The organism is Streptomyces sp. enrichment culture (assembly GCF_964272895.1).
Taxonomy (GTDB): domain Bacteria; phylum Actinomycetota; class Actinomycetes; order Streptomycetales; family Streptomycetaceae; genus Streptomyces.
In genome coordinates, this window is sequence record NZ_OZ186832.1 from 6,112,146 (window position 1) to 6,127,237 (window position 15,092).

The 15,092-nt window shown below is 65.0% G+C and carries 4 protein-coding genes; 1 reads left to right on the plus strand and 3 read right to left on the minus strand.

The features are described from left to right. Nucleotides 1-633: 633 nt before the first annotated feature. Together ACSU6M_RS27420 and ACSU6M_RS27425 are read right to left on the minus strand one after the other, a co-directional pair. Nucleotides 634-7,572, minus strand: a complete 6,939-nt coding sequence (locus ACSU6M_RS27420) for a polymorphic toxin-type HINT domain-containing protein (protein ID WP_437073140.1) — start codon at nt 7,570-7,572, stop codon at nt 634-636. 196 nt (nt 7,573-7,768) lie between these two features. After that, nucleotides 7,769-11,497: a LamG domain-containing protein gene (locus tag ACSU6M_RS27425; RefSeq protein WP_437075375.1), complete on the minus strand. Its 3,729-nt coding sequence runs from the start codon at nt 11,495-11,497 to the stop codon at nt 7,769-7,771. A 1,010-nt stretch (nt 11,498-12,507) separates the two neighbouring features. Here ACSU6M_RS27425 and ACSU6M_RS27430 point away from each other — a divergent pair. Then, on the plus strand, nt 12,508-13,077 hold the full coding sequence (locus ACSU6M_RS27430; protein WP_437073142.1) for a L,D-transpeptidase family protein: 570 nt from the start codon (nt 12,508-12,510) through the stop codon (nt 13,075-13,077). 152 nt (nt 13,078-13,229) lie between these two features. Here the strand turns inward: ACSU6M_RS27430 and ACSU6M_RS27435 are convergent, their stop codons facing one another. Beyond that, nucleotides 13,230-14,855: a fibronectin type III domain-containing protein gene (locus ACSU6M_RS27435; RefSeq protein WP_437073143.1), complete on the minus strand. Its 1,626-nt coding sequence runs from the start codon at nt 14,853-14,855 to the stop codon at nt 13,230-13,232. Nucleotides 14,856-15,092 lie beyond the last annotated feature (237 nt).

The following is a 15,092-nucleotide window of genomic DNA, read 5'->3' on the forward strand; positions in this document are numbered from 1 at the left end:
TCGCAGGTCAAGACCGTGATCGGCCGCCGGCTCAAACGACACGGCTGGTCCTGCCAGGTCCCGCCCGCGTCGGGCGATGGAACGCGGCGGGACGGCGGTGGCCGGGTGGTGAAGGAGAGCTGGCCGAGCGTGGAAGGACAGCGGCGGCGCTCGGCGCCTGGCTCGTCTTCGAGGACGAGGCCGACCTCTGGATTACGCTGCCCACCCATCTCACCCGGGGTCCGCCACGGCCACACCCTGGCCGTGCCCGTGCGGGACCGTTCCCGCCGCCGCTTATCGGTCGCGGCCCTGGCGGCCACAAGCCCGGCGAGCCCTCCAGGCCGAGCTCCGACACCCGGCTGGACGACAGCAAGAGCCGCCTGGACCGACTACCGCGACCTCATCCAGTCCGCACACCAGCAGCTCGGCGGCCGATCGTGCTGGTATCTGTTCGGTACTGCGGCGCACCAGCCTGGCCAACACGCATTCGCCGACCCACAGGCCCTGACCACCGCCGTCCGGCGAGGCTTATGCCAGCCCCATTACCGGCCTCGTCCCCGTCCAGTCATGACGACATCACGCATTCAAGGTCAGTAAGTCACACCTCCGTCCCCACTCGTCCGCTTGGACGAGTGGGGACGGACGAGCGGGAACTCACTCAAATCTGAAGGGGTCCCACCTTGCTCCACCCGCGTTAAAGCCATTTCTGTTCAGCGCGTCTCGCGCCACCGATTCCATCCCAGATCCATCCGGCCTGTAGTGGCCAGAGAAGTTGTCGAATCTGGTAATGGATCCGTTCGATACGTCAAACGTACCGGCCATGATCACAGGCCTACCTCTAGAGAGGCTCGTATGCCCCGCCCACACGCCGCCATCGAAGACGCTCTCATGAAACGCTCTCACTGAACCACCCGGCATCACTACGTAATGGTAATTGCCGTCCTGGAGATTTCCTCCCCTATTCACCACTGCGCTCGCGGGGAGGCGGTCCTGGGGGGTGGTGTCCGTGCCAGGACGCCCCGCAAGGTACATCCTGGTATGACCAGTGCTTGGACCGCAGGTATTGTGCACAAGCACCGGAGTTTTACCTGCCAGCACATAATACGTGTGCAGATCATCGACCGTGAAGTTGTAAGTGACGGCCCGACGCGTGAAGGGCCGGTTCCCCGTGACGATCACCGTCTCGGCATCGTCCGTCAGAAGCGTCATGCCGGCCTCGAGACGCCTGGCCTCAACCCACCGCCTCTCCGAGGGCGACCAGAAGGGGTGCTCGTACGTTGCCGTGAGCCTCTCTATCCCCGCTTCAGTGGCGATGGACAGATCGTTGAACTTCTTGTCTTCTTTGGTGCGAATGAGACGGGTGACCTCGCGTGGGCCTACTTCTCCTGTTTCCGGATCCGCAGCCAGTACCTGATCGCTCACGCGGATGTCTTCGATGTTCTTCGTGGCGCCATCGGCCATGAGAACGTCGGTTCCGGCCAGGAAGCACTGTCCGCAATTCGGCTTCTTGGACCTGGAAGGCGGTAGCTTTCCTAGCCCTGCGCGGCCGCCGACGCCACCTTCCGTCACCCCCGCGGCTACATTCAGGGCGAAATAGTTGAAGAAGAACTCCTTCTTCGATGGGCACCCCGTTGCATGGCATGCATCCAAGAGGGCTTTTTGTACGCCGAGCCGCATAACCGGCTCTTCGGGGTGGTCAAGGTATATCTGAAGACCGTAGTACCCCTCATTCAGCCTTCCGTAGAAGAGCTCCGCGAATTTTCCTAGGCCCGACCACTCAGCGGGAATGTGAACACCGGGAAGGAGTGTGACGTAGCCGTCCCCGTTCGCATCCTTCCCCCAACGGCCCTCGTCCTCCCAGGAGGTAGAGGCGCTGCTGCTGTGGCCACTGTTGTTTCCGGGGTTGACCACGCCGTCGCCATTGGGGTCGTCCTTGGGACAGGGCACGTCAAATCCCTGACCGCAGGCAATCTTCTTGCCGGTGGGATCCGAATGTGTGGCCGGATTCTGCATGCCATAGCTGTAGCCGTTGAGTGTCTGGTGCAGCTCGTGCTGCAACACCGGGTCGACACTGATGAATTGCCCGATGGTCGGATCGTATTCGCGGGCTCCGATATGGGTCAGGCCCGTATCGGCGTCAGCCGGCATGCCCAGGAAACCCTTGTCGTCCGGCCACACACCGGTCGTCGGGCCGCGGTGGGCGCCGAAGGGGGTGCTGTAACGCTTGGTGAGGCCCTGTGTGGCGTCACCTGTGATCGCGACAGTGCTGGTTCCGTGGCGGTCTGCGGCGAGGAAGCTGAGCTTCTCCGTACCGGTTTCGTTGGTGCGCAGGGCGATCGTGGCGCCCGCCGCGCTGTAGTACCGGTTGGCCCACGTCTGTCCGGTCTTCTGGTGTACCTCGGTGGCGCCCAGGTAGAGGACGGTCTCTCCGTCAGGGGCATTGTCACGACGGATGAGGAGTTCGCCGTCAGCGCCGTAGATGTAGTTGGTCGAGGTCGCTGACGCATCGTCGGTGAGGCGTTGCAGGCTGCCCTCGGCGTTCCAGGTGAGGGTCTGCCTGGCTGTGGAGCCGACCTTTGCCACACGTTTCTCGGTGTTGCCCGTGTCGTCGTAGCCGTACTGAGGAGTGACGCCGGTGCAGGTACCCGTGGTCGTGGTGGCCGTCAAAGCGTGCGGCCTGGTCACGTCGTAGCAGTAGGTGGTGGTTACCGGAGTACCGGTGTTCCGCTTCTCGGTCTGCCTCTGTCCCGAAGCGGTGTAGGTGTAGCTGGTCCAGTACGGGGCAGGCCCACCGATGTTCGCTGCCGTGCGGCCCGCGGCCGAGCAGTCCGGGGTCTTCGGCGTCCAGGATTCACGGAGCCGGTTGTACGCGTCATACGTGAAGCACTGATTGTCGGTGCCCGTGCCTATGTTGGCAGCGTCGGTGATCGCGGTGACGTTGCCTGCCGGGTCGTACGAATAGGTGAGATCCTGGAGAGGGCCGCGAGTCTGGTCGTCGACAGCCGCACCAAGCAGGCGCCCTGTCCCGCTCTCATAGGTGTTGGTCAGGAAGACGCGCTTGGTTCCCTCCGCTCTGGAAGGACCCAATTGCAGCTGACCGACCTGGCCGAGCCCGGTGTAGCTCGTGGCCAGGAGATAGTCCGAGGTGCCGGACAGCTCACTCGGCAGCCCCGCGCTGTTGTAACGGTAGGTCAGGAGCTCCGAGGACAGACCAGCCGCTGCGGGCTCCCTCGTGGTGGCGACAGAGCCGTCAAGTCGGTAGCTGGTGTCAAAGGTGATTGTGGCGTCAGCTACAGCCTTGGAAACCACCAGCGGATCGTCGGCTGGCAGCGTCAGGCTGGTGGACGTTGCCTGATACAAGGCGTCATAGGCCGTGATCTCCTTGGTGTAGGCCTTGCCCGCCTTGCCGTTCTCGTAACGGGTAGCTGCGGCAGGCTGCCCCTTGGCGAGGGTGTCGAACGTCCAAGCGGCGAGCTGGTTGGCATCACTGCGGGCGGTGTGCCACAGGCCGGTCTTCCGTCCGAGTTCGTCGTAGGAATAGAGGAGGGTGCGCTCCTCGTCGTCCGTCGTGGTGTCGACCTGGTCGAGCACGGTGTACGAGGTGCCCGTCGTGCCCTTGTCGGGGTCCACCGTCTTAACCGGCCGGCCGAACAGGTCGTAGTCGTAGGACCATCGTGTGTTGTCCGGTCCCGTTATGGTTTCCGGCTTGCCGTCGCGCGTGTACGTGTATCGGACGCGGCTGTACGTCGTACCCGTCGTGGCCCCGTAGGCAGCGTCATTGGGCTGGGTACCGCCATAAGTTCGAGTCTCGGTGGTGCGGCCGAGGTGGTCCACGATGGTGCGGGTGGCGTTGCCCCCCGGAGGTGCACTGGTTGCCGTCGAGTCGCCGGTGTAGGTGGTGGCGGTCTCCCATTTCTTCACGCCGCCGACGAGGAACGTCGACTTGACGGCTCGGCCTGCGCCGTCGTACTGAGTGTGGGTTTGTGCGCCGCTGCCGTAGGGGACCTGGGCATATACGCCGCTGGGTGCGTTCAGGTCGTCGTAGACCTCGGCATGCGTCTCGTCGGCGAGGCCACGACTGTCGTAACGGGTGTCGGTGAGTATCCGTCCGCCGAGTGGGGACGGCGCCTGGACCTGGAGTGGCCGCAGTTGGGAATCGTAGATGGAGTACGTGGTCGTGTAGCTGATGCCGTCGGCCTTGAGCGTGGCTACCGACGTCCAGGGCGCCTTGTCGCGTGCCAGACCATAGGCGAACTTGGCGTTCGGGCTGTCCCCACCGGACTTCGAGCGGTTTGGCAGCCAGGTGGCGGTGATGCGGCCCAGTGCGTCGTACGTGTGCTCGGTTCGTTTGAGGTTGGCGTCGAGGACATAACTGACGGACTGACGGCCCGGGTTGTAGCCGCTCGTCGTCTGATGGATCTGCCCGTTGGACGCGAGCTGCGGTGCCCTTTCGATCTTCGTCGCCAAAGGCCCCGCACCGGCCGGGTAATACGTGGTTGTGGAAGTGCGCCCCTTGGCATCAGTCACCGTAAGTGGACGGCCCAACTTGTCGTAAGTGGTGGCTGTGATGCGCTGCCAGCCCGTGCTGGGCAGTGGGTGACGGTCGGCGGCGGTTCCCGAGGCTGCGGGATAGGACTTTGCCCGGCCGGTCCAGGTAGGAAGTCCCAGCTCAGGAACTTGGTCAGGCTCCCAGCCCGTGGCTGCGGGGTTGTCGTAGACGGTGGCGATGTCGGACAGAACGTCCCCGCGGGTATTGGAGGTCGCAGGAAGCGCGAGTGATTCGTCGGTCGTGGCACAGGCCTTGGCGACGGTTCGAGTACGCGAAACGAGGTTCGTCAGGCCCTCGGCCGCGTTGCGCGCGTACCAGGTGCGGGTGCAGGTCTCATCACCTGTGACCGCGGTGTTGCCATGGTCCTGGATCCTGGTCGTGGCGCCGTATGTCGTGTCGTAGGTGTAGGAGGTCTCCGTCGAGCGCCAGTCCCTACCGATGGTTAGGTAGGTATGACCGACCGTGCGGGCCGGTTTGACGAAGTGGGCCTTGATGTTGGCGTACGACTTCTGCTGGCTGGCTGTCTCGTGCGCCCAATACGTGTTGACGGTGGTGGATATCGCCTTGGCGCCGTCGTAGGTGATCTCTTGGCGGAGCTGCCCGGCGTAGTAGTCGTGGTCGTAGACATCGGCCACGTCCAGGTCGTCCTGGTTCGTGTCGGCATCGTTGCTCAGGTCGACGCCTGAGACAACAGCGATCCGCGTAGCGCCGTCGACCTTGAGTCTGTCGCCATGCATGCCTCGCATGAACACCTTCACCGTCTTCGACCGGACGGGGCCGACGTCTCCGGTGTAGGTGATGACCTTCTGATAGCCGCGCCAGACCGACCACGTGCGCTGGCTCGCCTTGGTGAACGGGTTGTCGTCGTAGTGCCAGCCGGGGTTGGCGTATTCATAGGTCAGCTGAGTGCCAGGATTGCCCGCGGCGGGATCATTGGTGGTGACTGCGGTGACGCGATATTTGTGGAACCAGTCCAGTTTGTCGTCGCCGCCGTTGACAGGCCAGTACACGGGATAGCAAGGCAGGTCGTTGTGGTCCTCAGCCTGCGGCATGTTGCTACCGCGTACGCACTCTGGTTCGCTGAAGGTCACGGAGGTGATGGCACCAGTCTCCGTGGTGATGGTGTGCATCCGAGGTCGGGTCAGAGCCAGGATGTCGTCGTTCGTCGAGTCGACGCGGTTGGGCCTCTGTTGGTAGAGGAACTCGATCGGCGGCATGGACAGGTCGGTGCCGTCCTTGCCGGTCCGGGTCAACGAGGTGAGGATGAGTACCTGGTCAGAACTGTTGCCGATGTCCTGCCCGTTGTAGAACTTCTGGCCGAGTGTGTAGGTGTCGACTGCCTGGAAGGCGTCTGGCTCCGCCGCCCGGGACCAGAACGCGGTTTCGATGGCAGCCAGGCGCTTGCGTGTGAAGAACGTCGGGCCAGAGGGCTGGCAGTCGGTCTCGCCTTCCGAGCAGATCGTGTCGTAGGGGACATCGGGCCAGTCCTTGGCGGTGTCTGCTGTCAGCGACGAACAGTCAGTCGCCGTGCAGCGCTCCTTGTATGTGAAGGAGACCTTGCCCGAGGCCGGAGCAGTGAACAGCGTGTCTCCGCGCTGGCCGTAACGGATCTCCTTCAAGTACCCACCTCGGGTGTACGGAGCCAGCGCCGACTTGTCGCCGTTCTTGGCGTAGTGATTCCCCTCTGCGGCGTACCAGTAGGTGGAGGCGTTGTTGTGCACGTCCTGCACCAGGTCGAGGTTCCAGCGCCAAGCCTGAACCTCGAAGCGGTCCTTGAACTGCGTCCCTTTGTCGTATCCGGGCTCGTCGGTGTCGTTGCCGAACACCGGCACGGTCCACGTCGAATTCGTCCTCTCGGAGCCGGCTCCTGGAAGTTGGTTCAATCCGAACGTGTAAGTGGTTCCGTCACCGGTGATGAGCTTCCAGTATTCGCCGTCTTCGTCGTTGTTCTCCGCTCCGGTGAGCCGGACCACCTTGGAAGCGTCATCGTCCTTGAGGCGCCACTCGTCCTTGTCGTCGTCCTTGACGAGTTCTGTGGCCTTGCCGTTGAGGACGAGAGAGGCGTTGTCGTACTTCCAGCACAGATCCAGCTTGTCCGGCTGGTCCTCGTCTTCACAGGCTGTGTATCGCCGCTCGATGTACGACGACGTGAGCTCGAAGCCTTCTCCCACCAGGGATCCCTGGTTGTTCGTATTAGCGGTACGACCGTCGATGGCCCCAGAGTCGTAGGACAGGGCCAGTGAGGGCTCGGGACCGGCTGCCGCCGGAGGCGTTTGGATCGGGTACGACCAGCTGAACGCTCCGGATGAACTGCCGGCCTGCCAGGCAGCGGACGCCGACAGTGCTGTCGCCGCAAAGTCTCCGGCGCCGGCGGGAGACGCCGTAGCGGTGGTCGCCATCACGGCCATCACGGTGGGCGAGTCGTCCGATGACGCGGCGATACTGGCGCGCGTGGTGATGGTCTCGCCGAGTACGTCGTGGTCGGCGGCTGTATCGACCGCCGGGATACGGCACTGTTTCCTGTGGGGGGTCGTCAGCACACAGGCGGGCAGGGTGACCAGGCCAAGCCGTGCAGACCAGTTCCCTCCCACAACGGAGGCGAAGGAGCTGTAGTCGACCGTGACCTGGGCAGTGCCAGGCTGTTCGGCCTCAACTGTAAACAGAACACCGGTCACGCCGGCTCGGCGGGCTGCCTGCTGACCCAGGACGTCGATCTTCACATCGCCTGCGGCCCGTGCTCGTGACTGGCCCGAGGAAAGACTCTGCGCGACTGGTCTCACACGGACGACAGCGTCGTCCTTCGAGATGCTTGCCAGATCCCCCTTCCTGACGGAAGGCCGGGGCCAGGCAGCACGCCGCTCCCCCTCGGCCGAGGCGAACGAACGCTGGTTGACCACCCTCTGTCGGGCGGCCTTCGCCCGGGCCGCTTTTGCCCTCGGCGTCGTCACATTCACCACTCGAGTCGGCTTGACACCGGGGACTTCTGGCCTCCCCGGCAGCTCAGCCGCGGCTGCAAGCGGCGTTAGCGACGCCGGTACTGACATGACGACGGCAAGAAGTACCGTCAGCGCCGGGCGCCGGCCACGAAGGCGCGAGTGTATCAGGCGAGGGAACACAGGGAGGCTCTCCAGACAAGAAGGGGCAGCCAGCGTGCGCCGGGGCCGTATCGGGGTTATGTGCGGGGCTGGGAACTCTGGCTGTTCCTCGCCGCAACCCTGCGGCAAGGAGCAGCCGGTGCGCTCAGTGGCCGACGACGGACTCCACTTGGGCAGCGTCGGTCATCGCGCCCGCCCACAGGCGGATATCCGTGATGCGACCGGGCAGATAATGGGACCAGGCACTGTTCGTCCACCCCATCCCCACAGCGAACTCTCCGATGCCGGCGGACGCCGTGTAAGCGAGAGGGTCACCTTGCGGATCAGCGCCCACATAGAGCGTGATCTGTCGTGTACGTGCGTCGTAGGCACCGACCAGGTTCACCTCTGTGTCCAGCGCGGCCTCTTCTTCGCTCGTCACTGATGTGGTGGTGCCGTCCGCAGTGAGGCGACCGAAGTGCCACCTACCGACGGTGACGTCACGCATGACGACCTGCCCGTTGTCGTCAAGCACCGGGGATCCGTCCTCGTTGGTCTGGACTTCCTGCTTTGTGCCCTTCTCGAGCCACACGCCCCACGACGAGCCGGTCGCCGTTCGCTGACCAAGCACCTGGACCCGACGCCCGTCCGGCATCTCAGTGAGGGATTTGGTGTCGACTTCGACCGTGGTCGCCACAGTGAAGGATCCCGAGTCGTCCACCAATGGTTGCGCAGTTGCCGCCGCCCCCGATGTGCCGTTGAGCACGAGTGCCTCACCGTCGAGGGACGCACCCGAGGACAGACCGAGCTTGCTTCCGTACCCCGCCTCGTCCTGCAACGAGGTACCTGACGCTCCGTTGGGTGAGAACTGGGCCACGAGCTCGGTGTACGCCTTGCCGCCGACGTCCTCTGGGCTCGCGTCCTTCGCGATGGCCAGAGAGCCCTGTGCTTGCTGCCACACAGCCACCTCGTCGATGTCGCCGGGGAAGTAGTCGACGTAGGAACCCTTGTACTTCACCCTTCCGATCTGAAGCGGTCCGCCCGCTGACCAGGCGCCGGTGGTGAGGTCGTCCCTGCCTTGCTCGACACCATTGACGTACAGGATGAGTTCGCTGCGGCCCGTATCGATCACTGCGGCCAGATGGGTCCACACGTTGGTCTGCGGCGCTCCCAGGGAGTCGACCCGTTGGTTGTTCAGTGAGGTCGTGGCGGCGTCGGCGTCCGCGAGGCGCAGACACCATCGGTCGACGGAGGCGCAGTAGCCCAGAAAGAAGGGGCTGTAGTAGGTGCCGTCCTGTCCGAGAGCGGTCACGGTGATGTCCGTCTGCTTGAGCCGGACCCATGCCGCCACTGTGTACGAAGCCTGTGTCTCGAGGACCTTTCCACTCGTGGCGGCATACCTCTGTCCGCCCAGTTCCAGGGCTTTGTCCTCGCCTGTGATCCCATTCTCGAGGATCTGGCCACGACGACCCCTGTCCACTCGTACGCCGCCGTGGATCGTCGCGTCGTCCCTCTGAGCGGCATCCGCTGCCGACACGTCGACCGCGGCGCCAGATGCTTCGTTGAACGTCCAGCGGCCGACCGGGCCGTCGCCTTCCTTGACGAGGAACCGGACCCGGTTGTCTCCATACCGCCCGTAGGCGTCCTTGGCCCGGACATCGAGCGTGACCGTACCGGAGTCGACGGGAGTAAGGGTGACCTTGACCGTCGAGCCCTCCTTCCACGGCCGCCAGGTGCTGTCCGTCGACAGCTTGTAGGTGTAACCGATGTTCACGTCCCGGCTGCCGGCTGCCGGTCCGAATGTGACCTGGCCTGAGACATTGGGACCACCGGCGGCGACGCACGCACTTGGCAAGCAGGCGCTGTAGGTGCTGTTGAACGTGATGGAAGGAGGCTGTGGCCTGCTTCCGTCCACGGTGAAGTAGCAGAAGGAAGTTCCTCCGCTCACCAGACTGTTGGCGCCACCGTTGTAATACGAGCGGGTGAAGGCGCGATAGCGGTGCAACCTGTTTTCCACCAGGGCCGCGTCCCACACCTTGTTCTGGTCGACCCCGTCTCGCACATAGCCACTCGTCGGGCTATAGGACCCGGTGCTCGGTTCCTTGGCATCCGACCAGCTGCCGTCGGTGTTTCTCACGTCGACATCGAAGAAGACTCTCAGTGCACTGGATTCCTCGCCTCCAGCCATGGTCTGTGGCGTTGCCGCGAGGTTCGGTGTGGGGTCCGACCACATGGTCGGCTCCGAGGCGTCCTTGGAGCACAGTTGGCTCGTTCCGGTCTCCAGTCCGTACTCCGTAGGAACCGTGGGCTTGCCAACATAAGTGACGTCGATAACGGCGTCGTCGTCGAACCGCTTCCACGCGATCGGGTCCGACTCGTCGTGGGCCTTGAGCATGAGTGTGAGCGAAGCGAACTTTCCGTCGGCGAACGCCCTCACGGTGGGGGTCAAGTTCTCGTCCGGCTCCGACGGGTTGTCATTGAACTCGATTGGTGCCCGTGGCTGCGACGGATCGCACAGTCCTCCGCGCCCCGCTGAGACGGACCGGTCACCCATCTGGTCCCAGGAGTTGTCGGCATTCGGGCCGCCCGGCCCCGGCCACCGCGACGAGGAAGAGATCCCGTCGGTCCGCTTGAGGTCAACGGTGCGCGCGTCGCAGGAGAACGACCAGGTTTCCGTGACCGCAAACGTCGCGTCCAGGATGTGCTTTCCCTTGAGCTTTCCTGGAGTGAACTCGAAGTACATGCGGTTGGTGTAGGGGCTACCGGAGGTGCAGTAGTACATGTAGCCACCGATCACCGCAGAGGAACACCGGCCCACACTCATGCCGTTGTCTCCGCCGGAGAAGTTATAGAAGGCGTCACCATCAGACGACAGCACTGTGCGCTCGGACTCGTTGAGTTCGACGGAGGGATCTATGTACAGGGGCAGCTCAGCGCTCGTAGTCCCCGCAAGGAGATCCGCATCCGGAGTCACGGTGAGCGAATCAGTCGTCACGTCGGTGTCCATCACTGCAGCCTCGTCGCCCGGACCGGGTCCGGCGAGGGGATCACCCTCCTCCACCGGCCCTGCTGGACGTGGCTCGAGTTCCGTCGGCGCGTTCCGGGGTCCGGCGATGGGCATTGCCGCCGCTGCCTGGGCGTGCAAGCCCGTGCTGCCCGAGTCAGAAGTCTCCTGACCCGCAGAGTTCCACATTCGCGCCGACGGCGAACGAAAAACGACCTTCCCATTACTGTCGATCGCCTCGACGCTGCCGACCGCGCCCTCCCGGGTCCGGAGGCCATTGGCGTCCAGGGAGTACTCGAGTGACGCCAACGCGGGATCCTGGGCGGCTTGGAGGGTTTCGATCTCAAGTACCTGCCTGAAACCTTCTACGGTCGCCGTCAGGATCAGGTTCACATCTGGGCGTACGTTCTCGTAGATGGCCCGCTGCCCGTCCAGCCGCGGCTCGGGAAGTGTTCCTGGCCACCCCATGGTGACGGACTGTCCCTCCTCGCCAATGGTGACCAAATCCTTGCCGTCGCCCCCCGCCGAGAACGACAAATCCACCGCCGCAGCCTTGGGCCCGATCGATCCGTCTGGCCGCTTCACCAACGTGGCATCCGGCTCCGTCCAGCCTCCCCCAGGCATCTTCACCCGCACCGGGACGATCGACTTCCTCAACAGGAAGGTTTCTCCATCTGGTTTGGCGAACACTGTCTCCCGCTCAGTGCGCTCCGCCACTATCTCCACCGGCTCACCCGAGGCCTCAGCCTGCTGCTGGGCCGCCTCGGCTGCGGTCAGAGGAACTTCTCCTGCAGCCACCGAGGGTGACGGCAACGCCATTGGGGCCACAGCCGCGGCCGCAAGCACAGCAAGTGCCTGCAGCCACGCAAGACGGCGGCCCGTACCCACCATCACCACGCATCCACCCCTCGTCCACAAGTTCCCCGCAAGTTGACAAATGACATAGGCGAACGCGACCGCATGTCAAGGAAATGGGCAACTTCTACAGCCATCGAAGAGGCGTAAAAGAAGAGGCGTTCGGCCGAAATGCCACCCTGCTGTCCGCTTTTTGTGTGGATTTATCCAGAGCGTGCAGCCCCTGCAATGGCGAAATTCCGCTTCCCCCGAAAGTGCGACTCGGCCGCGGGCGCGAACGACCTGAATCGGATTCCCATATTCCGGTTGCGTACCGGGATCCGCCCGACACCCCCCGTTCATCCACCCCACCCTGGAACGTGGAGTTCCGGGAGCAGTCTCCACAGCGTGAGACGAATCATTGGGATCGTCCTCGCGGTTCTGCTGGCCGGCGGTGTGGTGGTGGCCGTTGTGGTCGGGCAGGACGGTGGGGGCAAGGGGTGGCGTGAATCGGAAACCCACTGTCCGAAATATCCCCCTGCTGGCGATCGAATGTCGGCGTCCTGTATAAAGCGCCCCGTCATTGCACGGAAAACCGGTCCGGCGTCCTAATTCGAGGGGGACTTTCATGAGCCACGCAACGGGGAACGGGCGAATTCCCAGCAGGAATACAAGCAGCTCAGATCGCCGGTCCGGGGCCGCCGGGTCCTGACCGCAACGGCGGTCTTAGGTGCGCTGGCACTGATCTCCGCATGCGGGGGGCAGGATGGGGAGCAGCAGGTGGTGCGGAGGCGACGGAGGCGTCCCGGCCGGCACACACGCCGTCGAAGGAGGCGTCGGGCAGCGCGTCGCCCTCGAGCTCCACGTCCGCTTCCCCGTCTGCCAGCCCATCAGGCTCGGCTTCGACCTCGACGTCCCCCTCCGCCTCCGCGCATGCCGCCACCGGAGCCGGCCCCACCGCATCGGCGGCCGACGGCCCGACCGAGGAGTCCGGCGGCGGGGCCGCTGCCGCCCCCGCCCCGGCCCCGGCCCCCGCCACCGCACCCGACTTCCCGGTACCCGTCGAGGTGGGCGACGCGACCCAGGTCATCACCGTCAAGGCGAGCGGCTCCTACGCCACCGTCACCGCCTGGGCGAAGGAATCCTCCGGCTGGAAGGCGAAGTTCAGCACCGACGCCGGACGGGTCGGCTCCAGCGGCGTGACCGACGGGGCCACGCGCCGGCAGAGCACGTACACCACGCCCAGCGGCACCTACACCATCACCGAGGGCTTCGGCCACGTACCCGGCGGGACCTCGATGCCGTACCACGTCGTCACCGCCGACGACTGGTGGGTGCAGGACCCCGAGTCCAAGTTCTACAACCACATGCACGGTGAGGCGGGCGCGGACCTCCCCCTCACCGAGTCCGGCGAGCGCGGCAGCGAGCACCTGATCAACTACCCCACCCAGTACGCCAAGGCCCTCGTCATCAACTTCAACCGCTGGCCCGCCACCCCCGGCCGCGGCGCCGGCATCTTCCTCCACGTCAACGGCAACGGAGCCACCGCCGGCTGCGTCTCCGTCCCCCGCGCCACCATGGACCAGATCATGTCCTGGATCACCCCGGCCGCCCGTCCCCGCATCGCCATCGGCTGACAGGTTGCCTCCCGCGAACTCGGGCAGCGGGTCGACGGCGCCTGCTGCGCCCACCGTTGCCATGGCCGGGAGTTGCGCCGGCCGCCGTGGAACGGTACGGCCCTTCTCCAGGCCGGGTACTCAAGGCACCGGTCACCTTGGGCCGTCAGGCGTCAGTCGACAGTCGGGGCGGGCATCCGTACGAGGGGCGATTGGGCGGCCGTCAGCTTGGTGCCGTCCGTGGCGACCGCGATGAGCACGAAGTCCTCGGCCTCGTAGAGCGAACCTGGCCATCGGAGGCTCGTGGTGTCTGCCGGGAGATCGATGCGCTCGTAGGTGTAGAACCATCCCTCCTCCTCCGGCGAGTTGGCGGGGTGCCAGACGCCGCGGTGCAGTTCGTAGTGGTCGACATCGGCGGACGGACTCGCCGTCCAGGTGAAGTCCACCCGCCGTCCGTCGGCGACGCCGGTGAAGTCCGTGGCCGGCGCCGGGGCGGCCGGTACGGCGACGCCGACCGGTGTGCTGGGCAGTGCCCGGTGGGTGTCGCTGTGATACGGCTCCACGGCGAAGTAGTTGGTCTTCCCGGACGTCACCGTGGCGGTGCAGCTGAAACGGAGGCTCCCGCCTTCTTCGGCGTACGAGAGGTTGGAGCAGTACTCAGGCGACGTCGTGTGCTCGATCGTCGGTGCGAGTGTGCTGCGCAGCAGGCGGTAGTTGGACCAGCTGATGGCGAAGGTGTCCGTGGGCTGAGTCCACTGCAGCAGGGCCTTGTTGTTGCCGATGTATGAGGCTGTGACGCTAGTGGCCCGGGGCTCCCAGTAGGCGTTGGAGGAGCCTTCGTCGCCGGCCTGGGCAGGGGCGACGTTGCCTGCGGCGTCGTAGACGGCGACGCGGTAGAAGACGGCTGCGCCCACGGCGGGCACGTAGTCGGTGAGTGAGGTCCCGGTGGTGGAGGCGGCCGAGGCCCAGGGATCGCTGCCGATCCGGCGCCAGAGGCGGTAGCGGGCGGCGTCGGCGACCGGGTTCCAGCTGACGACGTAGCTTTCGCGCGTCCGGTCGCCTCCCATCACCACGTGAGGTACCACGCGTGCGGGCGGGGTCTTGTCGAGGGTGGTGACGGCTCTGTCGGCGCTGCCGGTGGAGGTGTTGCTGGCCTTGTCGACGGCTCGTACCTCGTACACGAACGTCTGGCCGGTGGCGGGCGGGGAGTCGGTGTGGCTGGTGGCGTTGGTGGTCGCGATGTGCGTCCAGGCGCTGCTGCCCGCCGGGCGCCGGTATACCCGGTAGCCGGCAAGGTCCATCTCCTTGTTCCTGGCCCACTTCAGGGTCGCCTTCAGCGTGCTGCTGCTGTACGAGGCGGTCGCACCTGTGGGAACGAGCGGCTTGACGGTGTCGACGGTCGCGGATGTCCTCGGCACGTAAGCGAACTTCACGTTCGCGGAGCCGGTGAAGTTGACGTAGTCGACGCGCAGGGTGTGCCGGCCCGGGGGAATGGTGATGTTGACGGACTTGTTCTGCGTCGTGGAGACGTTCCTCCACAGGTCGATCCTGCGGGTGCCGTCGACGTAGACGCGTATGCCGTCCTGCGTCTGCGCGGCAAGGGTGAACGGCCCGCCCGACCCGAAGTCACGGGTCACACTCCAGCGGACAGAGAAGTTGTCCGACGGCAGCCCAGAGGCAGGGGCCCCGGTACCCCAGGACTCGCTGATCGCCGAGTCACAGTCCGTCTTCTTCGGCGTCCCTGAGAACGTCGTGTTCGCAAAGAAGTCAATGCCGGTCACGAGTGGGCGGGGAGTCATCGCGGGGTCAGCTTGATCCGGCCAGGTTGGGCGCCGGTTCGGACGGAACCATCCGGCTGTGGTCGGGTCATGCCGTTGCGCTGTGATCGATGGGACGGTTGTGCAGTGCCGCCCCGGACGGGGGTCTGACTCTTGAGATCTTTGACCGAAGTGTCCAGTCACTGACTTGTCGACTGTCGTTGCGGGATGGTCTCTGCTGTCACCGAGCCACGGGGCGTGTCCTTATAGGGGCCTTGC